Genomic DNA, 22,948 nt, shown 5'->3' with positions numbered 1-22,948 from the left:
ATCAGAGCGGTCGCCAAGGTGCCTGCGCCAGCGCCTGCCGCAGCCCTTCCAGCAGTGCCTGCGAGTCCGCGAACCGGCAGTCGCCGATGCGTGCCAGCGGCCACAGCCCGGCGGCGTTGCAGGCCACCGCCCCGGAGACGCCCGGCAGGGCGTCCAGCGGAACTTCCCGCCACGCCTGCGCCCGCCCCAGACGCTCCAGCCCGGCGATGAGCAGTTGTTCGGCGGTACCGCGCAGCGCCTCCGCCTGCGGCCACAGCACCTCGTTGCCGGCCAGGAAGGCGATGTTCCAGGTACTGCCCTCGCTCACCCGCCCCGCCGCATCGACGAACACGGCGTCGTCGAAGCCCTGGCGCAGGGCCAGGCGCCGGTACTGGAACAGCGGGAAGGTGCCGACATGCTTGAGCTGCGGCAGTTCGCGCTGGTAACGCACCGGCAGGACCGCCCGGGCGTTGGCCGGCGCCGAAGCCGGCGCGGCGACACCCACCAGTACGTCCACCGGCACCGGGCGCAACGGCTGGCGGAAGTCGAAGGCGCGCGAGAACACGGTGATGCGCAGCGAGGCGTCGGTCATGCCGCTGCGCTCCAGCGCCTGCCGCAGCCAGCCCAGCAGTTGCGTCTCGTCCAGTTCCGCGTCGAACAGTTCGCGCGTGCCCTGCTGCAGGCGCTGCAGGTGCAGGGCCCAGCCCTGTACCGCACCGCCACGCACCTGCAGCGAGGTGAAGTGCCCGTAGTTGACCAGGGCCGCGCCGACCAGCGCCGCCTCGACCGGCTCGCCGTTGCAGGACAGCAGGCTCACAGCAGCGCCTGCGCCTGCTGCCATATCGACTGCGCCACGGCGGCGGCGGGGCCGCGCCGCGCCATCCACGCCGATTGCCCGGCCCAGGCCTGCATCGCGTCCAGGCGGTTGTCGGCCTGCGCCTGCCGGCGCATCGCGGCGGTGAGCCCGCGCTGCACCGGATACGGCTGCGGGCGCGGCGCATCGGCGGCCTCGGCGGCGCGTATGTAGGCGGTGTCCAGCGCGCGGCCCAGACGGCCGCTGAAAACGCGGGTGGCGCGGGTCTGTTCCGGCTCCGCCGTGGGCAGCGCCTGTTTCCAGGCATCGGGGATCGTGGATTCGTCGGTGGCCAGGAAGGCCGTGCCCACCTGCACCGCACTGGCGCCCAGCATCATGGCCGCGGCCACGCCGCGGCCGTCGCCGATGCCGCCGGCGGCGATCACCGGCACCTCGAGCCGGTCGGCCAGGCGCGGCAGCAGGGCGAACAGGCCGCTCATCTGCGCGTCGGCGCGCCCGGCCGCGAACGCGCCGCGATGGCCGCCGGCCTCCATGCCCTGCGCGACCACCGCGTCGGCGCCGGCCGCCTGCGCCTGCAGCGCTTCCTCCAGCGTGGTGGCGCAGGCAAACCAGGCGATGCCGGCGGCCTTCAGGCGCCGCGCCTGCGCCACGGAAAACACGCCCATGATGGTCGAGGCCACCGCCGGCCGCGCCGCGACCAGGGCATCGAACTGCGCGTCGAAATCGGCCGGTCCGGCATCGCCGGCGCTGGCCGGTACCGCCGGCCCCCAGCGCTCGAGGAAGGCGCGGGTCGCCGCTTCGGCCACGGCGTCGCGCGCCGGTGCCGGGTCGGGCACCCAGACGTTGACCTGGGCCGGGCCGTCCGACTGCCGGCGGAAGTCGTCCATCCACTGCCCGATCTGCTCCGGCGTGGACAGCACCGCGCCCATCGCGCCCATGCCGCCGGCATTGGCAACGGCCGCGGACAGGGCTACAGGGCATGCGCCGGCCATCGGCGCCAGCAGGATGGGAAGCGCGATGCCGAAACGCTGGCAGAAATGGTCCGCGCGTTGCCGGATGTCCGAGGTCATGGCGCACTCCAATCGGGGGCCGTCATCATCGCCGAGCGGTCCTGTGGTGCCAATGCCGGCAGGCAGCTCACGCCAGGTCCCGCGGCACGGGCATCGGCATCCGGTACCAGTCCTCGACCCGGCCGTCGCGCAGGTCGAAGTCGCGCGCGGCCTGCGGACGCTGCAGGAAAGCGCCCCACAGCCGCAGGTCGACGAAATCCGTGGCCGGGCGGCCGCGCCACTCCGGCGGGCCGTGCAGTTCCAGCTCCAGGCAGTGGAAGCCGTCGGCGCCGCAGGTGAACGCATGGCGGCCGTCCACCACGCCGCCGTCGTACAGGTGAGGCCCGCGCACGAAGCCGTAAAGGCGCAGCGCGCCGTCGGTGAAACCGACCGCGCCGTCGTCGCGCGGCAGGCGGCGGTCGAATGCGTCGGCCTGCCACGCCTGCTCCAGCACCAGCACGTCGCCCCGGCTCAGCTGCAGGTACCAGCGGTGCAGGTGCCGGTACTGCGCCAGCCAGTCGCTGGAAGGATCGCCTGTACCCGCCACGTCCCATGCATCGGCATCGCCGGCGAACAGCAGGCACGCGCCGCGGGGCACCTCGCCGACCGCGCGCGACGGCAGGCGCGCATGCGTCTGCAGCGGGCGCTCGCCTTCGATCCGCGCCACCACGCCGCCATCGGCGTCGCGCTCGTAGCGGCAGCTCGCACCATGCGCCGGCTCCAGCGGCAGCGAAAGCGCATCCGGCGCGGCTACCGCCAGCCAGACGCCGATGCTGCCGGCGCCCGCGGACGCATCCGGCGCGTCCTGGCCGATGCCCAGCGAATGCACGCCGGTACGCTCGATGGCAATACGGGTCTCGTCCACGCCGCCCACGTCGAACCAGCGCCGTGCGCCCTGTTCCGGCGCGCACAGGTCGCAGGGCCAGCGCGCCGGCGCACGGCCCTCGGCAGGTGTATCGGGATGGAAGCGCAGCAGCAGCACGTCGCCTGCGCGCAGGAACATCTCGTGCGTGGCGCAGATGTCCGCGCGCGGGTAGCGCTCGTTGTGGAACGGCGCCAGATCGACGACATGGCGGCGCCATTCGCGCCCGTCCGGAGCCGACGCCGGCATCGCGGTGGCGCGCGGCACCGGGCCATGCAGGGGCGCCAATGTGGCGCTCGTGGTGATGGAGGACTCGTGCCCCACCTGCGCCGCGGTCGAACCGGTACGCCGCCGCCGGAACAGGGCATCGACCAGCCCTGCGGCCAGCACCAGCGCGACCCACAACACCAGCGTGGCCGGCAGCACGGCCCAGCCCGATGCCAGCCGCAGGGCCAGCACCAGCGCCAGGCCCAGGAGGACGGCATGCTGGCCCGGCGACCAGGACACGGCTTGGTTTCCCCGGTCGCTCGAAGGGCTCAGCGGAACGGCAGACCGCCCTTGCCGCCCATGGCGCCGAGCATGCCCTTCATGTTGCGCATCATGCCCTTCATGCCGCCGCCGGACAGCTTGCCCATCATCTTTTCCATCTGCATGTACTGCTTCATCAGCTTGTTGACGTCGGCCGGCTGGGTACCCGAGCCGCGCGCGATGCGGGCGCGGCGCGAGCCGTTGAGCAGGCCCGGGTTGCGGCGTTCCTTCTTGGTCATCGAATTGATGATGGCGATCATGCGCGGCACTTCCCTGCTCTGCTGCACCTGCTGCTTGAGGTGCTCGGGGATCTGCCCCAGGCCCGGCAGCTTGTCCATCAGGCCGCCGATGCCGCCCATGTTCTGCATCTGCTCGAGCTGGTCGCGCATGTCGTTGAGGTCGAACTTCTTGCCCTTGGCGACCTTCTCGGCCAGCTTCTGCGCCTTGTCCTTGTCGACCTGCTGCTCGACCTGCTCCACCAGCGACAGCACGTCGCCCATGTCCAGGATGCGGCTGGCCACGCGCTCGGGATGGAACACGTCCAGGCCGTCGACCTTCTCGCCGGTACCGGTGAACTTGATCGGCTTGCCGGTGACGTAGCGCACGCTCAGCGCGGCGCCGCCGCGGGCGTCGCCGTCGGTCTTGGTCAGCACCACGCCGGTCAGCGGCAGCGCCTCGCCGAAGGCCCTGGCGGTGTTGGCCGCGTCCTGGCCGGTCATCGAATCGACCACGAACAGGGTTTCGGCCGGGTTGACCGCCGCGTGCAGGGCCTTGATCTCGGCCATCATCGCTTCGTCGATGGCCAGACGGCCGGCGGTATCGACGATCAGCACGTCGGCGAACGACTTGCGCGCGTCGTCGATGGCGGCGCGCACGATGTCCACCGGCTTCTGCTCGGCGGCGGACGGGAAGAACAGCACGCCGACCTGCTCGGCCAGGGTCTTCAGCTGCTCGATCGCGGCCGGGCGGTAGACGTCGGCCGAGACCACCATCACCTTCTTCTTGCGCTTTTCCTTCAGGTGCTTGGCCAGCTTGCCGACCGTGGTGGTCTTGCCGGCGCCCTGCAGGCCCGCCATCAGGATGATCGCCGGCGCCGGCACGTTGAGGTTCAGGTCGGTGGCCTGCGAGCCCATCACCGCGGTGAGCTCGTCGCGCACCACCTTGATCAGCGCCTGGCCCGGGGTCAGCGACTTGAGCACTTCCTGGCCGACCGCGCGCACCTTGATCTTCTCGATCAGCGCCTGCACCACCGGCAGCGCGACGTCGGCCTCCAGCAGCGCGATGCGCACCTCGCGGGTCGCCTCGCGGATGTTCTCCTCGGTCAGGCGGCCGCGGCCGCGCAGGCGCTCGATGGTGCCGGAAAGGCGCTGGGTCAGGGACTCGAACATGCGGTGCAACCTGCGGGAACGTTGGCAAAGAGGCCAAATTATAGCGGCCGCCGGCGCGCGCCGCCGCCCTGGCGCCGCGCGCATCGCCAGCGGCGGGCGCGTGTGCGAAACTGTGGCGATGACAATCGTTCTCATCGCCGTCGCGCTCTACCTGCTGTCCACCGGGCTGCTCGTCCATGGCCTGGCGGCCGAGCGCGCCGCGGGCGCACGCGGGTGGCTGTGGCCGGCTGCCGGCGCGGTCGTGCTGCACGGCGGCTACCACCTGATGGTGGCGATGCGCACCAGCGGCGGGCCGGACATGCATTTCTTCGCGGCCCTGTCGCTGGTGGGCCTGGGCATGGCCCTGCTCACCACTCTGGTGGGCGCGCGCGGGCGCATGGCGGCGCTGGGCGTGCTGGTGTTCCCGATGGCCGCGCTGTTGCTGCTGGCCTACCACGGCTACGGCCACGAACCGAGCCGCGCGCTGGGCTGGCAGCTGGCCACCCACGCCTGGCTGGCGCTGCTGGCCTACGCCACGCTGAGTATCGCCGCGCTGCTGGCGATCATGCTGTGGCTGCAGGAACGCGCGCTGCGCCGGCGCGATTTCCGCCCCTGGCTGCGCGCCCTGCCGCCGCTGACCGACCTGGAAACGCTGCTGTTCCGCACCATCACGGTCGGCTTCTGCCTGCTGACCCTGACCCTGGTCACCGGCGTGCTGTTCGTGGACGACCTGCTGGCGCAGAAGCTGGTGCACAAGACCGTGCTCAGCGTGCTGTCGTGGCTGGTGTTCGGCACGCTGATGATCGGCCGCCGCCGCCATGGCTGGCGCGGGGTGAAGGCCGTGCACTGGACGCTGAGCGCGATGGTGCTGCTGTTGCTGGCCTTCTTCGGCAGCCAGTTCGTGATCGAACTGGTGTTCGGCCACGCGCGCTGACCGGCCGGTTCCGGCCCGGCAAGGCCCTCCTCAGGGAAGCGGCTGCTCCAGTATCCCGCGCAGGGACAGGCCGCGGTCGGTGACGAGATCGTCGACCCGCCAGCAGCCGTCGTCCTGGCGGCGCATCGCCAACCGCGTGCGCCGCGGTTCGCCCCATACCGAATAACGCACTTCCACGGTGCCGACCGCCACGGAGCGCGCCAGCCAGCGGTAGGCGGCTTCGCTGTCGATCTCGCCGTCCTGGCCGTCCAGCCACGGGTCGTGGTCCAGCCGGCAGATGCCCTGCTCGCGCTCCTCGCATTCGCGTTCGTCCGCCATCGCCCGGGCGAACCCGGCGCTCAACAGGGCGTCGGGCGCATCCAGGAAACGCGCCGCCGTCCCCGCTTCGAAGAGCGCGCGCGCCACCGCCAGCGGCTCCGCGCAGGGGGGCGCGGCATGCGACGCCGGCGCCAGCAGCAGTCCCAGCATTCCGATCCCGGTCCATGTGCTGCGCATCGTTGCGTTCCTTCGGCGGCAAACCGCGAGTGTACGGTTCAGGCGGCCTCGATCGCTTCGGCCAGCCGCTCGACCGCGATCACTTCCATGCCCTTGACCGAGCCGGCCTTGGGCGCATTGGCCTTGGGCACGATGGCGCGCTTGAAGCCGTGCGTGGCCGCCTCGCGCAGGCGCTCCTCGCCGTTGGGCACCGGGCGGATCTCGCCGGACAGGCCGACCTCGCCAAAGGCGATCGTCTTTTCCGCCAGCGGCTGGTCGCGCAGCGAGGACAGCACCGCCAGCAGCACCGGCAGGTCGACGGCGGTTTCCTGCACGCGGATGCCGCCGACGACGTTGATGAACACGTCCTGGTCGCCGACCATCACCCCGCCATGGCGGTGCAGCACCGCCAGCAGCATCGCCAGCCGGTTCTGCTCCAGCCCCACCGCGACCCGGCGCGGGTTGGACAGCGGCGAGGAATCGACCAGCGCCTGCACTTCCACCAGCAGCGGCCGGGTGCCCTCGCGGGTGACCATCACGCAGCTGCCGGGCTGGCGCGTGCTGCCGCCGGACAGGAAGATCGCCGAGGGGTTGGGCACTTCCTTCAGGCCCTTCTCGCCCATGGCGAACACGCCCAGCTCGTTGACCGCGCCGAAGCGGTTCTTGAACGCGCGCAGCACGCGGAAGCGGCTGCCGCTCTCGCCCTCGAAGTACAGCACCGCATCGACCATGTGCTCGAGCACGCGCGGGCCGGCGATGCCGCCCTCCTTGGTGACGTGGCCGACCAGGAACACGGCGGTGCCGGTTTCCTTGGCGAAGCGCACCAGCCGCGCCGCGCTCTCGCGCACCTGGCTGACCGAGCCGGGCGCGGCGGTGAGCGTCTCGGTCCACAGCGTCTGCACCGAGTCGGCGACGATCAGCTTCGGCCGCGCCGCGGCGGCGTGCTGCAGGATCAGCTCGATGCCGGTCTCGGCCAGGGCGTTCAGCCCGTCCAGCGGCAGGTCCAGGCGCACCGCGCGTCCGGCCACTTGCGCCAGCGATTCCTCGCCGGTGACGTAGAGCACCGGCAGCGTACCGGCCATCCTCGCCAGCGCCTGCAGCAGCAGGGTCGACTTGCCGATGCCCGGGTCGCCGCCGACCAGCACCACCGCGCCCTCGACCAGGCCGCCGCCCAGCACCCGGTCGAACTCGCCGATGCCGGTGGACACGCGCGCATGCTCGCTCTGCTGCACGTCCTTGAGCGCGGTGATTTTCGGTGATTCAACCTTGCCGGCCCAGCCGCTGCGCCGCGCGGCCGGCGCCCTGGCCGCCGCCGCGCTCTCCAGCACGACCTCGCCGAGCACGTTCCAGACGCCGCATTCGGTGCACTGGCCCTGCCATTTGCTGTACTCGGCGCCGCATTCGCTGCAGACATAGGCGGTGCGGTTCTTCGCCATCGGGGTTCCTTCGGTGGATGCGCGCACAGGATACCCGCCGGCCGTCGCAGCCGATGCGACCCCGCGACTAAAGAAGCAGGGTCGGCGGCCGTTAGTTGATGCACTCTTTCACCCACGAAACATCGGATTTCCCCCATGGTCGGTACCTACGACCCGACGCTGGTCGCGGTTTCCCTGCTGGTCGCCATCCTCGCCTCGTACACGGCCCTGGACATGGCCGGGCGCCTGGCCACCGCCCACGGGCGCGGCGTCTACGGCTGGATGGCCGGCGGCGCCCTGGCGATGGGCCTGGGCATCTGGTCGATGCACTTCATCGCCATGCTGGCCTTCCACCTGCCGATCCCGGTCGGCTACGACCTGGCCATCACCCTGTACTCGCTGGCCGCCTCGGTCGGCGCCTCGGCCTATGCCCTGTGGCTGGTCTCGCGCCCGCGGCTGCCGCTGCTGCGCCTGCTGGCCGGCGCCGTGCTGATGGGCAGCGGCATCGCGGCCATGCACTACCTGGGCATGGCCGCGATGCGCATGCAGCCGGGCATCGACTACGACCCGCTCTGGTTCGCCGCCTCGATCCTCGTCGCCATCGGCGCGTCGGGCGCGGCGCTGTGGATCGCCCTGCGCCTGCGCCGCGAAGGCCGCCATACCCGGCTGCTGCGCCTGGCCGCCTCGCTGGTGATGGGCGTGGCGATCGTGGGCATGCACTACACCGGCATGGCCGCGGCGCGCTTCCCGGCCGGCAGCTTCTGCGGCGCGGTGGTCGATGGCGGGCTGCAGAGCCACTGGCTGGCGGTGCTGGTGATCGTCACCACCCTGGGCATCATCGGCATCACCCTGATCGCGTCGCTGTTCGACAAGCGCCTGCACAGCCGCACCGGGCGCCTGGTCGATTCGCTGGCGCGCGCCAACCAGGAACTGGTGGAGGCCGCGCTGCACGACCCGCTCACCCGCCTGCCCAACCGCATGCTGCTGCAGGACCGCATCGAACAGGCCATCGAGAAAGCCAAGCGCCACGACGCCTCGGTGGCGGTGATGTTCTGCGACCTGGACGGCTTCAAGCTGGTCAACGACGCCTACGGCCACCAGTTCGGCGACCGCCTGCTGATGCGCATGGCCGAGCGCGTGCGCGACCTGCTGCGCCCGCAGGACACCCTCGCCCGCCTCGGCGGCGACGAATTCGTGGTGGTGCTGGGGGTGGAATCGACCGACGACGCGGTGGTGGTGGCCGAACGCATCACCGCGGCGGTGGCCGAGCCATTCCTGATCGACGCGGCCGAACTGCAGCTCAGCGCCAGCCTCGGCATCGCCCTGTACCCGGACGACGCCACCAGCGAACGCGAGCTGATGGCGCACGCCGACGCGGCGATGTACCACACCAAGCAGAGCGGCCGGAACGGCTACACCTTCTTTACCCCGGCCATGCAGGCCAGCGCCAGCCGCCGCCTGCGCCTGCTGCAGGACCTGCGCCGCGCGATCGCCCGCGACGAACTGCTGCTGCACTACCAGCCCAAGTTCCCGGCCAGCGGCCAGCCGGTGATCGGCGCCGAGGCGCTGCTGCGCTGGCAGCATCCCGAACTCGGCCTGCTGGGCCCGGACACCTTCATCCCCATCGCCGAACGCAGCGGCCTGATCCTGCCCATCGGCGACTGGGTGCTGGACCGCGCCTGCGCCCAGCTGCGCGCCTGGCACGACGCCGGCCACCCCGACTGGACGATGGCGGTGAACCTGTCGCCGCTGCAGTTCACCTCGCCCTCGCTGGTGGATACGGTGCGCGACACGCTCCAGCGCCACGCGCTCGACCCGGCGCACCTGACGCTGGAGATCACCGAGACCACGGCGATGAAGAACGTGGAGAACAGCCTGCAGCTGCTCAATGCGCTGACCGCGATGGGCGTGAAGATCGCCATCGACGATTTCGGCACCGGCTATTCCAGCCTGCTCTACCTCAAGCGCATGCCGGCCTCGGAACTGAAGATCGACCGCGCCTTCGTGCGCGACCTGGAAAGCAATACCGAGGACGCCGCCATCGTTTCCTCGATCGTCGCGCTCGGCCGCTCGCTGCAACTGCAGGTGGTGGCCGAGGGCGTGGAAACCGAGGCCCAGCGCGATTTCCTCGACCAGCTCGGCTGCGACCTGCTGCAGGGCTACCACCTCGGCAAGCCGGTGGACCCGGAAACATTCCTGGGCCAGGCGGGCTGAGCGGTGGCGGCGCGCCTCTCCTGCGCGCCCTTCAACACCCTGCCCGGGCTCCCTCGACACGGCAACGGGGCCTTGCCCGCCAGCCGCCGGAGATCGTGCGGGAGTCGCTGCACGTAAAAGGGGCACCCGCGCCGGGGCCTTCCCGGCGAAGTGCCACGGCGCGGCAACTGCCTTGCCTGCATGCAGCACGCACCACACCGCTGACGCCCCCGGCCGGACCTCGCCGGGGCTGGCCTCCGGCATCGCCCGCCGCCAGTCCCGAGCTCACCCGAGGAGCGCAGCCGCAAAAAAAAAACCGCCCCGAAGGGCGGTCTTTGCGATCAGGGCGTCGTACGACGTCAGTGCATCATGTGGTAGTTCATGTTCCACATGACCCACAGCGTGCCGGCGACGATGATGCCGATCACCACGACGGTGAACAGGCCGGCATTGACGTTCCAGCGCGCGGCCGAGGAACGGTCCAGGTGCAGGAAGAACACCAGGTGGACCAGCAGCTGCAGCACGCCGGCGACCAGGATCACCATGGCGGTGGCGAAGGTCGAGGACAGGCCGCCGCCCATCACCACCCAGAACGGGATGATGGTCAGGATCGCGGCCAGCACGAAGCCGATCAGGTAGGACTTGACGCTGCCGTGGCTCTCGCCGCCGGCACCGTGGGCATGGTTGTCATGTGCGGACATCAGAGAGCTCCCGACAGGTAGACGACAGAAAACACGCCGATCCAGACCAGGTCCAGGAAGTGCCAGAACAGGCTCAGGCACGCCATGCGGGTCTTGTTGGTCTCGGTCAGCCCGTTCTGCTTGAGCTGGATGAACATCACCAGCAGCCACAGCAGGCCGGCGCTCACGTGCAGGCCGTGGGTGCCGACCAGGGCGAAGAACGCCGACAGGAAGGCGCTGCGGTCAGGGCCGTAGCCCTCGTGCACCAGGTGGCTGAACTCCCAGATTTCCATGACCATGAAGCCGGCGCCCAGCAGCCAGGTGACGGCCAGCCAGCCGAACATCAGGCCCACCTTCTTCTGGTGCATGGCGATCATGCCCAGGCCGAAGGTCAGCGAGGACACCAGCAGCAGCGCGGTTTCGCCGGCCACGAACTTCAGGTCGAACAGCTCCTTCGCGCCCGGGCCGCCATTGGTGCCGCCGGCCAGCACCACGTAGGTGACGAACAGCGTGGCGAAGATGAGCAGATCGCTCATCAGGTACACCCAGAAGCCGAAGACGGTGTTCTCGCCCGCGTCGTGGTGGTGCTCGTGGTCGTGGCCATGGTCCGCCGCGTGCGCGGCGTGGCCATGGTCCAGCGTGTGGGCGGTCGTGCTCATGCCTTCACCTCGGTTTTCACCAGCCCCTGCGCTTCCAGGTGGCGGCGATGTTCGTTTTCGATGCGTTCCACTTCGGCGGCCGGCACCCAGTAGTCCACGTCCTTGTCGAAGGTGCGCCAGATGAAGGCGCCGATCATGCCGACCAGGCCGATGATCGCCAGCCACCAGATGTGCCAGATCATGGCGAAGCCGAACACCAGGCTGAAGGCGCCGATCACCACGCCGGCGCCGGTGTTGCGCGGCATGTGGATGTCGCTGTACCTGGCCGGCTTCGGCCAGGCCTCACCGCGCTGCTTGCGCTCCCAGAAATCGTCCAGTTCCTCGCCCTTGGGCAGGGTGGCGAAGTTGTAGAACTGCACCGGGGAAGCGGTTTCCCACTCCAGGGTGCGCGCATCCCACGGGTCGCCGGTCAGGTCCACGTTCTTCTTGCGGTCGCGGATGGACACGACGATCTGGATGACCTGGCACAGGATGCCGGCGCCGATGATGAAGGCACCGATCATCGCCACCACGAAGTACGGCTGGTAGTCGGCGTTTGGGTAGCTCTGCAGGCGGCGGGTGACGCCCATGAAGCCCAGCACGTACAGCGGCATGAAGGCCACGTAGAAGCCGATGAACCAGCACCAGAACGCGCGCTTGCCCCAGGCCTCGTCCAGCTTGAAGCCGAACATCTTCGGGAACCAGTAGGTGATGCCGGCGAACATGCCGAACACCACGCCGCCGATGATGACGTTGTGGAAGTGCGCGATCAGGAACAAGGAGTTGTGTAGCACGAAGTCGATGGCCGGGATCGCCAGCATCACGCCGGTCATGCCGCCGATGACGAAGGTGACCATGAAGCCGATCGTCCACAGCACCGGCGAGGTGAAGTGCACGCGGCCGCGGTACATGGTGAACAGCCAGTTGAAGATCTTCACGCCGGTCGGGATCGAGATGATCATCGTCGTGATGCCGAAGAAGGCATTGACGTTGGCGCCCGAGCCCATGGTGAAGAAGTGGTGCAGCCACACGACGAAGGACAGCACGCCGATGCAGGCCGTCGCGTACACCATGCCCTTGTAGCCGAACAGGGTCTTGCGCGAGAAGGTGGCGATGACCTCGGAGAACACGCCGAACGCCGGCAGCACCAGGATGTAGACCTCCGGGTGGCCCCAGATCCAGATCAGGTTGATGTACAGCATGGCGTTGCCGCCGCCGTCGTTGGTGAAGAAGTGCATGCCCAGGTAGCGGTCCAGGGTCAGCAGCACCAGGGTGACGGTCAGCACCGGGAAGGCGGCGATGATCAGCACGTTGGTCACCAGCGCCGTCCAGCTGAACACCGGCATGTGCATCAGCTTCATGCCCGGGGTGCGCATCTTGAGGATGGTGATGAAGAAGTTGATGCCGCTCAGCGTGGTGCCCAGGCCCGAGACCTGCAGGCCCCAGATGTAGTAATCCACGCCGACGCCTGGGCTGTATTCCTTGCCCGACAGGGGCGGGAACGCCAGCCAGCCGGTCTGCGCGAATTCACCCACGCCCAGCGAGATCATCACCAGGCCCGCGCCGGACACGAACAGCCAGAAGCTGAGCGAGTTGAGGAACGGGAAGGCCACGTCGCGCGCGCCGATCTGCAGCGGCACGACCAGATTCATCAGGCCGGTGATCAGCGGCATCGCCACGAAGAAGATCATGATCACGCCGTGGGCGGTGAAGATCTGGTCGTAGTGGTGCGGCGGGAGGTAGCCCTCGGCGCCGCCGGCGGCGACCGCCTGCTGCATGCGCATCATGACCGCGTCGGCGAAGCCGCGCAGCATCATGATGAAGGCGACGATCAGGTACATCGCGCCGATCTTCTTGTGGTCCACCGAGGTGAACCACTCGTTCCACAGGTAGCCCCACAGCCTGGCGCGGGTGATCAGGCCCAGGATGGCGAGGCCGATCAGTCCGGCCGCGCCGAGCGTGATCATGATGATCGGCTCGTGGTACGGGACCGCTTCGATAGTCAGTTTGCCCAGCATTGTCATTCTCCCGAGGCGCCGTGCCCGGCGTGGGCGGCGTGCTCGTCAGCGTTGTGTCCGGCGTCGCCGGCAGCGTCCGGCGGGGTGGCGCCGGCGTCGTGGCCGTCATGGCCCTCGTGCGCGGCGGCATCCTGCGGCGCGGCCGCGTGGTCGTGCTTCTTCATGCCGAAGTGGTGGTTCTCGCCCATGTGGCGGGCCAGGATCCAGTCGAACAGCCCGGCCTCGGTGCGCCCGTAATAGGTCACCGGGTACCAGTCGTGGTTCTTCTCCGCGCCCAGTTCGCCGAACGCCGCTTTGTCCAGCACCTTGTCGCCGGCGCGGACCTTGTCCAGCCAGGCGCGGTACTGCTCCTCGCTCACCGCGTGCGCGGTGAAGTGCATCTTGTTGAAACCGGCGCCGCTGTAATGCGAGGCCATGCCCTCGAATTCGCCGGCCTCGTTGGCGATCAGGTGCAGCTTGGTCTCCATGCCCGCCATCGAATAGACCATGCTGCCCAGGCGCGGGATGAAGAACGCGCTCATCACCGTGTCGGAGGTGATCTTCAGGTTCAGCGGCGCGTCGACCGGGAAGGTCAGCTCGTTGACCACGGCCACGTTCTCTTCCGGGTAGACGAACAGCCACTTCCAGTCCATCGAGATCGCCTCGACCACGACAGGCGTGCGCTCGGACTCGATCGGCCGGTAGGGATCCAGCGCGTGCGAGGAGCGCCAGGTCAGCACCGCCAGCACCAGCACGATCATGCACGGGATCGACCACACCACCACTTCGATGGCGGTGGAATGCGACCACTTGGGCTCGTAGCGGGCCTTGGTGTTGGAGGCGCGGTACTTCCACGCGAACGCCAGGGTCATCACGATCACGGGAACGACGACCAGCAGCATCAGCACCGTGGCGGTGATCAGCAGGGTCTTCTCGTCGTGGCCGATCTGGCCCTTGGGGTTGAGGATGGCCGCGTCGCAGCCCGCCAACAGCGCGGACAAGGCAAGCAGCAGGCCTGGACGCAGGCTGCGTCCAAGTGATTTCAACGGAATCATCGGTCGATCCAATTGCGAGGGGGGGCCTGGTCCGGCACTCCCTTGCACGCTTGCGCGAAACGACCACCCGATGGATTGCCCATCGGGGAAAACGTATACGGGACTGCCGGATTCAGCCCGGCAATTCTAGGCTTTCGCCCATCACTTTAGAAAGGCATTGACAATGATCCAGCGCAGCTGGAGCCCGGTTCAGCATGCGACATGTTGTCGCACCTGCGCGCGCCGCGGCGTTTCCGCTGCCTCCCGGTGGCCGGCGCCGGCCACCGGGAGGGGTTTTCCATGGATCAGAAGCGGTAGCCCAGACCCAGCATCACGCCGTTCACGGTCTGGCCATCGCGACGCTCGCCGACATAGTCGAGCATCACCGACAGGCGCTCGCTGGCGCGGCTGCTGACGCCGAGGTTCCACGACAGCAGTTGCTCGCCGAGCGTCTGGCTGGCCGCCCCGAAGGTCAGGTCCGGCGCCGCGGCGAAGGCGGAGGTGAAGCGGGCCTGGGTGTCGCGCAGCTCCTTCTGCCACAGCACCCGCGCGTGCGGGGTGATGCGCTCGCCGTTGCGGCCGTCGAAGGTCTTGAACAGCTGCAGGCCGGCGCCCACGCGCAGGCTCTCCAGGCTGCCGCTGCGGCCGGCCAGGGCGCCGGCGCCCTGGCCTTCGTCGAAGCGGGCGTTGGACAGGCGGGCGTAGTCGACCACCAGCAGCAGCGGCTGCACCACCGCGCCACCGGCGGTGGTGAACGAGAAGCCGTGCTCCAGCCGCGCCGACACGGCGTTGCTGTCGTACCTGGCGCGCAGCGGGGCTTCCAGCCCTTCGATGCCGGCGATGCCGCGGCGGGTGTCGTGGCGCAGGTCGGTGTAGCGCACCGACGCGGCCACGTAGCCCTTGGCATAGGCCGCGTCCAGGTAGCCGCCGATGTCCAGCGCGCGGACGTCGCCGTGGAAATCCACGCCGTCGCGCGCCCTGGCCGACATGTCGGCCGCGGCCACGCTCACGCCCAGCGCCACCTTGTCGTCGGCCACGCGGGTGTCCGCGCCGACCACGATGCCGCCGATGTTCTGGCTCATCCCGGCAACGCTGCCCTGCGCCTTGATCCGGCCCTGGCTGCCGAAACCGCGGCCCCAGATGCCGACGCCGCGGCGGCTGTTCCCTCCCTGCACGCCGCCCTCGCCTTCGCCATTGGCGGCCGGCTCGACCAGGTGCATGGCCAGCTGGCTGAACAGGCTGCCATTGCCCATGCCCGGCTGCGCCGAGGCTGCCTGCGCCGCCTGCGCGGCCAGGCCGTCGGCGTCGCCGCCGTTGCTGCGCAGGTCGAACTGGTGGTGCTGGATCACGCTGCCGATGCTGCCGACCAGCGCGGCGTCGGCCAGCTGCAGCGTGGCGTGCGCGTCGCCGCGCAGCGCGCCGGCCTGCTGCCGGATCACGTCGCGGTCGGCGAACTGCAGCGCGCCCAGCAGCGGTTTCATGCCGGCGCGCCCGCCATTGGCGGCGGCGGCCAGTGCGCGGCCCAGGCCGTCGCCGGACTGCGCGTTGGCGAACAGCCCGGTCTGCTCGAAACCGGTGTTGGCGCTCAGCCACAGGCCATCGGCGCTCTGGTGCACGTTGAAGCTGAGCAGCGAGTTGTGGCGCGGACGGAACACCTCGCCATCGGCGATGCTGGCGCTGTAGCCGGCGTCGCCCAGGCGCGCGACCTGCTGGAAGCCCTGGTAGGCGCCGGCCATGTAGATCGGCCCGTCGATCAGTTCGCGGCTGTAATCGGCGCCGTAGAAGCCCTCGGCCACGTTCAGCGCCAGCTGCGCGCCCGGTGCCACGACCAGCGCGCCCTCGTTCATGCCGCCGTCGTAGAAGCCGCCCACGCGCAGGCGGCCGGCCGCCGCGCCGCCGGCTTCGGTCACGTCGAAGGCAACCAGCGAACCGGGCTGGATATTGACGTAGCCATGGGTGGTGAGGTCGCCGCCGCGCGGCATCAGCAGGCCGTTGACGACGACGCGGCTGAACCCGTCCTCGCGCCACGACGGGCCGGTGATGCCGAGCAGCGCGTCCGAATCCATGGTCGCCGAGGCGATGTCGCCATGGCCGATCAGCGCGCCGGCGCGCTGCACGCGCAGTTCGGTGGTGCGCAGGGCGCCGCCTTCCAGCGCGATGGCGCCGTTCTCCACCCGCATCAGGTCGGCGCCGGTGGTCGCCGCGGTCCGCCACACCGCGCCGTTGCCGACGCTGATGACGCCCGCCGAATCGGCCAGGGCCGACGCATCCAGGTCGCCCAGGCGCAGCTTGGACGCCAGCATCGCCTGGATGCCCGGATCGGCCAGGTAATCCTGCAGCGAGAACTGGCCGATGCCGTTGGGTCCGTCCTGCGCCAGGTTGTAGAGGGTGACCGCGAGATTGATGTAGGTGGTGCCGTAATCGGCGTCGGTCCAGCGCGCGAAATCGTCGTCCACCAGCGCCTGCAGCAGCCGGCCGGTACGCAGATAGCCGGGATTGATGTCGCCGGTCACGTCGGCCGTCACCCGCAGGGTATCGCCCGGGTTGTTGTAGCCGGTCGAGGTCATGATGTTGTTGTTGAAGATGTCCTGCCCCGGGAAGGTTTCTTCCATGCGGCCGCTGCCGTCCGGATCGAAACTGACCGAGTCGCCGCGGGTGCGCGCCGGATCGGAGAAGACCAGCAGGCCGTTGGGCTGGGTCACCTGGAACAGCGCCTTGAACAGCAGTTCCTCGTCCATGCCGCCGCCGTAGTTGCCGGCATAGATGCCGAACATGCGCGGCGACGGGCCGTAGGTCACGCGGCCGCCGGAGCTGGCGGCATGGATCTGCACCGAGTCGGCCTCGGTCGGCAGGTCGCCGGCCATGTAACGCTCCACGCCGCCGGACTGCATGATCGAGCAGGAGGAGATGCAGTGGCCGGAAACGATGGTGTTCAGCCCGGCGGTACGGATCACCGCCTGCAGCCATTCGCCGCTGATCAGCGCGCCGCCGTTGGAGGTGCGCAGCACCACCTCGCGGAATGGCCGGCCCTCGGCCTGCGCCTTGGCCAGCATCGCCGGCAGCGCCACGATGTCGGCCACGGTGACATCGCCGCTCAGGAAGATGCGGTCGCCGTTGACGTGCACCGACATCGCGTTCGCATCCGCGGCCATGCCGAACGCGGCGGTGGCCAGCAGTCCGGACAGCGCCATACTCAATACCGATCGTTTCATACGCACTTCTCTCTCCATGGTTGCAGCGGGAGACCCCGCCCTCCCGCGCCTGCGGGACCACAGCAGAACGCGCGGGGGCGCCCATCTCCCCCAGTCCCCGCGCCCCATGGAAATGAACGCATTCATTCCGGCATCTACATGCCCCCGGGGCGCTTCCCGCCGGCGTCGCGCTGCGTACACTCTCCGGCATCCCTCGTAACCGGATTGCCCGACTGTCCGCTTCCCCTGCCCCGGCCGACGGCATGACGCCCCCCGTCGGCGATGCCTTCGCGCTGTTCCTGCGCGAACAGCGCGAACCGCTGCGCGCCTTCCTGCGCGCGCGCGGGGCCAGCGACGAGGACGCCGAGGACATCGTGCAGGACTGCATGGAACGGCTGATCCGCTACCGGCAACATCCGCAGGAAGAACTGAAGCTGCTGCTGTACCGGATCGCGCGCAACCGCCTGGCCGACCGCGGCCGCTCTCCGCACGCCGCGCCGCACCTGCCGCTGTCCGAGCACGACCTGCCGACCGAAGCGCCGTTCTCCACGCCCGGGCCGCTGCGCCAGGCCGAGTCCGGGCAGATGCTCAACGCCCTGCGCCAGGCGCTGCTGAAACTGCCCGAGCGCTGCCGCGAGGTCTACCTGCTCAACCGCATCACCGGCATGAGCTACAGCCAGATCGCCCGGCATCGCGGCATCACCGCCAAGACCGTGGAGAAGCACGTCGCGCGCGCCCTGCAGGGGCTGCGCCGGGAACTGGGCGCCGACGCCCTGGGCATGGGCGGGGAGGAATGATGGACCACGATGCGCCGCGCCCCGACCCCCTGTTCGCCCAGGCCGCGGCCTGGGTGGCGCGGCTGGAAGCGGCCGACTGCACCCGCGCCGAACGCGAGGCCTTCGAGGACTGGCTCGCCGCCGACCCGGCGCGGGTGCGCGCCTGGGCCGAGGCGGAACGGCTGCACGCGCGCGCGGCGGCATTGCGCGAGGACCCCTGGCTGCGCGCCGGCGCGCGCCGCGTGGTCCGGCGGCCGCCGCTGTACCGGCGGCCGCTGTTCGGCGCCGCCGCCGCGGCGGCGCTCTGCGTGGCGGTAGGCGTCGGCTGGGCCTGGACCAGCGACGGCAACCCCACCCTGCACACCTACGTGAACGGCGGCACCGCGCCGCAGCGGCAGGTCCTGGAGGACGGCAGCGTGGTGGTACTGGACGCCCGCACCACCCTGACCGCGCGCTTCGGCTGGCGCCGGCGCAGCATCGAACTGCAGCAGGGCCGGATGCAGCTGCAGGTCGCGCCGGCGCGGCAGGCGATGCGGGTGGAAGCAGGCAACAGCACGCTGCGCGACATCGGCACCACGTTCCAGGTGGAGCGGCTGGACGACGGCCGGATCGATGTCGCCCTGCTCGAGGGCGCGCTGGAGATCGACAGCCGCGGCGCCGAAGGCATGCGCCGCCCGCTGCGCCCCGGGCAACAGCTGCAGGTGCAGCCGTCCGGCCGCATCGCGCCGCCGCACCCCCTTTCGCTGCCCCAGGCCGAGGGCTGGCTGCAGGGCCGGCTGGTGTTCGACGCCACGCCGCTGCCGGTCGCCATCGCGCGCATGAACCGCTACACGCCCACGCGCGTGGTCGTCGATGACCCGGCGCTGTCCGCGCTGGCGGTCAGCGGTACCTTCGGCGCCGGCGACCAGGCCGCGCTGCTGTCCGCCCTGGAAGAAGGCTGGTCGATCACCCGCCACGCCCGCGCCGACGGGACGCTCGAACTGCGCGGCAAGCGTTGAACGCGGCGATGGAGGCACTGTTCCGCCGCCTGCGCAGGACCGCGCTGTGCCTGGCGCTGCTGGCGCCCTTGCCGGCCATCGGCACCGACGCGGCCGGCACGGTGGACTACCAGGTGGCGCACGGGCCGCTGGCGCAGGCCCTGCGCGAATGGTCGCGGCAGGGCGGCACGCCGCTGCTGTTCGACGCACGCGAGCTGGCCGGGCTGGACAGCGCCGGCATCAGCGGCGCATGGACACCCGACGCCGCGCTGGAAAAACTGCTGCTGGGCCTGCCCGTCCGGCTGTCGCATTCGCCGGGCGGGATATTCACGGTACGCCGCGCCGCCGCGCAGGAACGCGCATCGCGCCCACCGCCGCCCGCCCCGCCGGCGCGCGCGCCGGAACCGGCGATGCCGGCGGAGGTCGAGCTCGCGCCGGTGCTCGTCACCGGCAGCCGCCTGCCGCGCACCTCGCTGCAGGCGACCATGGCGGTCGACGTGCTCGAGCGCGAGGACATCCGCCGCAGCGGCTATGGCTCGCTGTTCGACCTGCTGCGCCACCTGCCCGGCATGAACGGGCACCCGCCGGTGGACGCGTCCCGCGATGGCGACTCGCCCTACCTGCCCGGCGCCGCCGCCGCGGCCACCAGCCTGGACGGCATGGGCCCGCGCGCCACCCTGTTCCTGGTCAACGGCCGGCGCCTGCCGCGCTACCCGATGGTGTCGCTGCGCCAGGGCGCGCTGACCGACCTGGGCAGCATCCCGCTGAGCTTCGTCGAACGCATCGAACTGGTCCGCGGCGGCGCCTCGGCCATCTATGGCGCCGACGCCATGGCCGGCGTGGTCAACATCGTGCTGCGCGACCACGCCAACGGGCCGGAAGCCATGCTGCAGACCGGCATCAGCAACCAGGGCGATGGCGCCCAGTACCGGGTGCAGGCCGCCACCGGCCGCAGCGGCCAGGGCGACGACTGGTTCCTCGGCATCGACCTGCAGCGGGCCGACCATGTCGCCGGCGACCGCCGCGACTGGCACCGCGAACGGCAGCGCTACCCGATCGGGCTGCTCACCCGCGACGGCTATTACCTGCCGGCCTACCTGTGCCCGTCCGGCATGCGCGAGGACAGCGGTTGCTGGTACGACAGCGCGCGCCCGCGCTCGCTGCAGCCGGCAACCTCCACCGCCGCCGCCTACGCGCACTGGCGCCACGACGCCGGCGACGGCCTGCACGCCTATGCCGAACTGCGCGCCAGCCATGCCCGCCAGCGCTACGAGCTGGGACCGACGGCCGCCGCGCTGCGCCTGGGCGGCGGCGACCTGATCAACCATGTGTTCCAGGAAGGCGGCATCGTGCGTCCGACCATCCGCAGCCTGGAGATCGACCTGGCCGCCGGCATCGGCCGCGACCGCGGCGACGGCGGCTGGGACGCGGGCCTGGGCCGGCAACGCAGCGCGACCACGCTGACCACCGAGGGCGCCGTGCGCACGGCGCGGTTGTTCGACGCGGTGGCGGACGGCTACTTCCCGGGGTTCACGCCGCTGGACCCGGCGCTGCGCGACGACCTGTTCCCGACCACCCGCAACCGGGGCCGCACCGACCAGTGGCTGGCGTGGTGGGGCACGCGCCACGCGCTCGGCCGGTTGCCCGGCGGCGCCGCGCAGCTGGCCAGCGGCATCGACCTGCGCCACGAAACCTGGACCTCACGCCCGGACCAACTGCTCGAGGAAGGCGAATTGGCGCTGGGCCTGCCGACCGAACGCCGCCGCCTTTCCCGCCAGAGCAGCGCCGCCTACGCCGAACTGGGCCTGCCGCTGGCGGCGCCGCTGCGCCTGGACCTGGCCGCGCGCCTGGACCATGACGCCGGCGACCTGTCGTTCTCGCCGCGCGCCGGCCTGCGCTGGAACGTCTCGCCGTCCTGGTCGCTGCTGCTGTCCGCCAGCCGCGGCTACCGCGCGCCCAGCCTGTTCGAGCGCCGGCGCCCGCCCGGCTATTTCGGCACCGAGGCCGTGGCCTGGTCGCCGGGCCTGCCGGCATGCGCGCACCCGGCGGACGATGCCTGCCTGGTCGATGTGCAGGTCATCGAGAACGCCGGCGTGGAGGCCGAGACCTCGCGCAATCAGTCCCTGGGCGCGGTCTGGAATCCACGGCCCGACCTCAGCCTGTCGCTCACCCACAACCGCGTCGAACTGCGCAACGAGATCCTGGCGCTGCGCCCGGCCGATGCCGGCTGGAATGCCGCTACCTGGCTGCTGGACGACAACGGCCGGCTGCAGTCGCTGCGGCTGTATTTCGACAACATCGGGCGCACGGTATCGCGCAACTGGGTGCTGCACGGCGACTACCTGCATGCCGCCGGCGCCGGGCAATGGCGGCTCTCGCTCGACGCCATCCACCAGCAGGCCCTGCGCCGCCGCGAACGCGTGGGCGGCCGCTGGATCGACCTGCGCGGCCACGCCACGCCGGGCACGGCGGCCACCGCCTCGCTGCAATGGCAGGGAACGCGCTGGGGAAGCGCGCTGCACGCCCGCTACACCGGCAGCACCCGTGCCTGGCAACCGGGCGGCGCCTGCCCTGTCCCGCAGCGCGGCAACGGCCAGTGCAGCAACCCGGCGCAGCTGCGCTGGAACCTGCACCTCGACCGCCGGATCGGCCCGCGGTTCACCGCCGCGCTGGACATCCTCAACCTGCTCGATACCAAGCCGGTGAACTACCTGCCCGGCAACGGCGGCCTGGCCACCGGCCAGGACGATCCGCTGGGGCGATACTTCCAGGTGACCCTGCAGTTCCACTGACACGGACGGCTGCACGCGCGGCAGAAAAACTGCCAGGAGCAGCTTTTGACATCGCTCGCCGACGGCCCGGAGGATTGCCGCCACGGAGGGCGGCAACAAAAAAAGGCCGGACGTGGACGTCTGGCCTTTCTTCGATTGCTGGTGCCGGAAACAGGAGTCGAACCTGCGACCTACGCATTACGAATGCGCCGCTCTACCAACTGAGCTATTCCGGCGGAGCCGCGAATTCTAGAGGTTCGCCGCCCGCGTGGTCAATCGACCAGGCGCAGGCGCAGTTCCTTGGGCAGCGCGAACACCATGGACTCCGGTTCGCCGGCCAGTTCGGCGACGCTGCCGGCGCCGAGTTCACGCAGGCGTTCGATCACGCCGTCGACCAGCACCTGCGGCGCCGAGGCGCCGGCGGTGAGGCCGATGTTGCGCTTGCCGGCCACCCACTGCGGGTCGATCTCGTGCGCGCCGTCGATCAGGTACGACTCCACGCCCTCGCGGCGGGCCAGCTCGGCCAGGCGGTTGGAATTGGAGCTGTTCGGCGAGCCGACCACCAGCACCAGGTCGCACTGCTGCGCCAGTTCGCGCACCGCATCCTGGCGGTTCTGTGTGGCGTAGCAGATGTCGTCGTTCTTCGGGCCCTGGATCGCGGGAAACTTCGCCCGGAGCGCGGCGATCACGCTGCGGGTGTCGTCCACCGACAGTGTGGTCTGGGTGGTGTAGGCCAGGTTGCCGGGCTGCCCGACATCCAGCGCGGCGACATCGCCCTCGTCTTCGACCAGGTAGATGGAACCGGCGCCGGCTTCGCTGCGCCACTGCCCCATCGTGCCCTCGACCTCGGGGTGGCCCTCGTGGCCGATCAGCACCACGTCGCGGCCCGCGCGGCAGTGGCGCGCGACCTCGAAATGCACCTTGGTCACCAGCGGGCAGGTCGCGTCGAACACCTTGAGCCCGCGCCGGTCGGCCTCGTCGCGCACCGCCTGCGACACACCGTGGGCGCTGAAGATCACCGTATTGCCGTCGGGCACTTCGTCCAGTTCCTCGACGAAGATCGCGCCGCGCTGCTTCAGGTCGTCGACCACGAAGCGGTTGTGCACGACTTCGTGGCGCACGTAGATCGGCGCGCCCAGCGTTTCGATCGCGCGCTTGACGATCTCGATGGCGCGGTCGACGCCGGCGCAGAAGCCGCGGGGGTTGGCAAGCAGTACGTCCATGCGGGGATTCTAAGGGCGCGAAGGAGAAATAAGGGGAACGGAAATG

17 protein-coding genes and 1 tRNA gene are annotated in these 22,948 nt (G+C 70.4%); 5 read left to right on the top strand and 13 right to left on the bottom strand.

Translation table 11 applies throughout. From position 1 onward, the window contains the following. Position 1 precedes the first annotated feature (1 nt). The 4 genes from ABTV91_RS08310 to ffh all read right to left on the bottom strand — a co-directional run bounded on the left by ABTV91_RS08310 (position 2) and on the right by ffh (position 4,620). A complete protein-coding gene (locus ABTV91_RS08310; RefSeq protein ID WP_433854062.1) occupies positions 2 to 796 on the bottom strand; it encodes an aminotransferase class IV family protein in 795 nt (264 codons plus the stop codon). Further along, positions 793 to 1,863, bottom strand: a complete 1,071-nt coding sequence (locus ABTV91_RS08305) for an NAD(P)H-dependent flavin oxidoreductase (protein WP_433854061.1) — start codon at positions 1,861 to 1,863, stop codon at positions 793 to 795. Before ABTV91_RS08305 ends, ABTV91_RS08310 begins: the two co-directional genes overlap by 4 nt. Positions 1,864 to 1,930: 67 nt before the next feature. After that, positions 1,931 to 3,211, bottom strand: a complete 1,281-nt coding sequence (locus tag ABTV91_RS08300) for a hypothetical protein (protein ID WP_433854060.1) — start codon at positions 3,209 to 3,211, stop codon at positions 1,931 to 1,933. 29 nt (positions 3,212 to 3,240) lie between these two features. Beyond that, on the bottom strand, positions 3,241 to 4,620 hold the full coding sequence (gene ffh, locus ABTV91_RS08295) for a signal recognition particle protein (protein ID WP_433854059.1): 1,380 nt from the start codon (positions 4,618 to 4,620) through the stop codon (positions 3,241 to 3,243). Between the two features lie 118 nt (positions 4,621 to 4,738). Between ffh and ABTV91_RS08290 the strand changes: the two genes are divergently transcribed. After that, complete coding sequence (locus ABTV91_RS08290) at positions 4,739 to 5,533, top strand: cytochrome C assembly family protein (RefSeq protein ID WP_433854058.1); 795 nt, start codon at positions 4,739 to 4,741, stop codon at positions 5,531 to 5,533. Positions 5,534 to 5,563: 30 nt separating this feature from the next. On the opposite strand, the gene ABTV91_RS08285 is transcribed toward ABTV91_RS08290, so the two are convergent. Both ABTV91_RS08285 and radA read right to left on the bottom strand, forming a co-directional pair. Next, positions 5,564 to 6,028 carry a hypothetical protein gene (locus ABTV91_RS08285; protein ID WP_433854057.1) on the bottom strand — a complete coding sequence of 155 codons (465 nt, stop codon included), beginning with the start codon at positions 6,026 to 6,028 and terminating at the stop codon, positions 5,564 to 5,566. A 38-nt stretch (positions 6,029 to 6,066) separates the two neighbouring features. Next, positions 6,067 to 7,443 (bottom strand): DNA repair protein RadA, encoded by a 1,377-nt coding sequence (radA, locus tag ABTV91_RS08280; protein ID WP_433854056.1) that lies wholly within the window; start codon positions 7,441 to 7,443, stop codon positions 6,067 to 6,069. 135 nt (positions 7,444 to 7,578) lie between these two features. Between radA and ABTV91_RS08275 the strand changes: the two genes are divergently transcribed. Then, complete coding sequence (locus tag ABTV91_RS08275) at positions 7,579 to 9,636, top strand: putative bifunctional diguanylate cyclase/phosphodiesterase (protein WP_433854055.1); 2,058 nt, start codon at positions 7,579 to 7,581, stop codon at positions 9,634 to 9,636. 338 nt (positions 9,637 to 9,974) lie between these two features. Here the strand turns inward: ABTV91_RS08275 and cyoD are convergent, their stop codons facing one another. The 5 genes from cyoD to ABTV91_RS08250 form a co-directional block, all read right to left on the bottom strand. Further along, the gene (cyoD, locus tag ABTV91_RS08270; RefSeq protein ID WP_433854054.1) at positions 9,975 to 10,316 is read right to left on the bottom strand and encodes a cytochrome o ubiquinol oxidase subunit IV; all 342 of its coding nucleotides are present in this window, start codon (positions 10,314 to 10,316) and stop codon (positions 9,975 to 9,977) included. Next, the gene (cyoC, locus tag ABTV91_RS08265) at positions 10,316 to 10,954 is read right to left on the bottom strand and encodes a cytochrome o ubiquinol oxidase subunit III (protein ID WP_433854053.1); all 639 of its coding nucleotides are present in this window, start codon (positions 10,952 to 10,954) and stop codon (positions 10,316 to 10,318) included. The genes cyoD and cyoC overlap by 1 nt, the downstream gene beginning before the upstream one ends. Further along, positions 10,951 to 12,951 carry a cytochrome o ubiquinol oxidase subunit I gene (gene cyoB, locus ABTV91_RS08260; protein ID WP_433854052.1) on the bottom strand — a complete coding sequence of 667 codons (2,001 nt, stop codon included), beginning with the start codon at positions 12,949 to 12,951 and terminating at the stop codon, positions 10,951 to 10,953. Before cyoB ends, cyoC begins: the two co-directional genes overlap by 4 nt. A 2-nt stretch (positions 12,952 to 12,953) precedes the next feature. Then, a complete protein-coding gene (gene cyoA, locus ABTV91_RS08255; RefSeq protein WP_433854051.1) occupies positions 12,954 to 13,985 on the bottom strand; it encodes a ubiquinol oxidase subunit II in 1,032 nt (343 codons plus the stop codon). A gap of 284 nt (positions 13,986 to 14,269) precedes the next feature. Next, positions 14,270 to 17,176: an autotransporter domain-containing protein gene (locus ABTV91_RS08250; RefSeq protein WP_433854151.1), complete on the bottom strand. Its 2,907-nt coding sequence runs from the start codon at positions 17,174 to 17,176 to the stop codon at positions 14,270 to 14,272. A gap of 242 nt (positions 17,177 to 17,418) precedes the next feature. Here ABTV91_RS08250 and ABTV91_RS08245 point away from each other — a divergent pair, with 242 nt between their 5' ends. Genes ABTV91_RS08245 through ABTV91_RS08235 form a run of 3 tightly spaced genes read left to right on the top strand, consistent with a single transcriptional unit; the run spans position 17,419 to position 21,700 of the window. Continuing rightward, positions 17,419 to 17,952 (top strand): RNA polymerase sigma factor, encoded by a 534-nt coding sequence (locus ABTV91_RS08245; RefSeq protein WP_433854050.1) that lies wholly within the window; start codon positions 17,419 to 17,421, stop codon positions 17,950 to 17,952. After that, on the top strand, positions 17,949 to 18,929 hold the full coding sequence (locus ABTV91_RS08240) for a FecR family protein (RefSeq protein ID WP_433854049.1): 981 nt from the start codon (positions 17,949 to 17,951) through the stop codon (positions 18,927 to 18,929). The genes ABTV91_RS08245 and ABTV91_RS08240 overlap by 4 nt, the downstream gene beginning before the upstream one ends. Positions 18,930 to 18,937: 8 nt before the next feature. Further along, on the top strand, positions 18,938 to 21,700 hold the full coding sequence (locus ABTV91_RS08235) for a TonB-dependent receptor domain-containing protein (RefSeq protein WP_433854048.1): 2,763 nt from the start codon (positions 18,938 to 18,940) through the stop codon (positions 21,698 to 21,700). A gap of 139 nt (positions 21,701 to 21,839) precedes the next feature. Here ABTV91_RS08235 and ABTV91_RS08230 read toward each other — a convergent pair. Then, positions 21,840 to 21,915, bottom strand: a tRNA-Thr gene (locus ABTV91_RS08230). A 36-nt stretch (positions 21,916 to 21,951) separates the two neighbouring features. Beyond that, positions 21,952 to 22,902, bottom strand: coding sequence for a 4-hydroxy-3-methylbut-2-enyl diphosphate reductase (ispH, locus tag ABTV91_RS08225; RefSeq protein WP_433854047.1), 951 nt, complete (start codon positions 22,900 to 22,902; stop codon positions 21,952 to 21,954). Positions 22,903 to 22,948 lie beyond the last annotated feature (46 nt).

Origin of the sequence: Stenotrophomonas nitritireducens (genome assembly GCF_050984405.1) — a bacterium.
In the GTDB taxonomy this organism is placed as follows: Bacteria; Pseudomonadota; Gammaproteobacteria; order Xanthomonadales; family Xanthomonadaceae; genus Stenotrophomonas; species Stenotrophomonas nitritireducens_B.
This window is presented reverse-complemented; position numbering and strand designations above follow the sequence as displayed.

Coding starts and splice junctions, on each gene's coding strand:
- ABTV91_RS08305 (WP_433854061.1), bottom strand. CDS start 1,863: ATGACCTCGGACATCCGGCAACGCGCGGACCATTTCTGCCAGCGTTTC.
- ffh (WP_433854059.1), bottom strand. CDS start 4,620: ATGTTCGAGTCCCTGACCCAGCGCCTTTCCGGCACCATCGAGCGCCTG.
- ABTV91_RS08290 (WP_433854058.1), top strand. CDS start 4,739: ATGACAATCGTTCTCATCGCCGTCGCGCTCTACCTGCTGTCCACCGGG.
- ABTV91_RS08285 (WP_433854057.1), bottom strand. CDS start 6,028: ATGCGCAGCACATGGACCGGGATCGGAATGCTGGGACTGCTGCTGGCG.
- radA (WP_433854056.1), bottom strand. CDS start 7,443: ATGGCGAAGAACCGCACCGCCTATGTCTGCAGCGAATGCGGCGCCGAG.
- ABTV91_RS08275 (WP_433854055.1), top strand. CDS start 7,579: ATGGTCGGTACCTACGACCCGACGCTGGTCGCGGTTTCCCTGCTGGTC.
- cyoD (WP_433854054.1), bottom strand. CDS start 10,316: ATGTCCGCACATGACAACCATGCCCACGGTGCCGGCGGCGAGAGCCAC.
- cyoC (WP_433854053.1), bottom strand. CDS start 10,954: ATGAGCACGACCGCCCACACGCTGGACCATGGCCACGCCGCGCACGCG.
- cyoB (WP_433854052.1), bottom strand. CDS start 12,951: ATGCTGGGCAAACTGACTATCGAAGCGGTCCCGTACCACGAGCCGATC.
- cyoA (WP_433854051.1), bottom strand. CDS start 13,985: ATGATTCCGTTGAAATCACTTGGACGCAGCCTGCGTCCAGGCCTGCTG.
- ABTV91_RS08250 (WP_433854151.1), bottom strand. CDS start 17,176: ATGAAACGATCGGTATTGAGTATGGCGCTGTCCGGACTGCTGGCCACC.
- ABTV91_RS08245 (WP_433854050.1), top strand. CDS start 17,419: ATGACGCCCCCCGTCGGCGATGCCTTCGCGCTGTTCCTGCGCGAACAG.
- ABTV91_RS08240 (WP_433854049.1), top strand. CDS start 17,949: ATGATGGACCACGATGCGCCGCGCCCCGACCCCCTGTTCGCCCAGGCC.
- ABTV91_RS08235 (WP_433854048.1), top strand. CDS start 18,938: ATGGAGGCACTGTTCCGCCGCCTGCGCAGGACCGCGCTGTGCCTGGCG.
- ispH (WP_433854047.1), bottom strand. CDS start 22,902: ATGGACGTACTGCTTGCCAACCCCCGCGGCTTCTGCGCCGGCGTCGAC.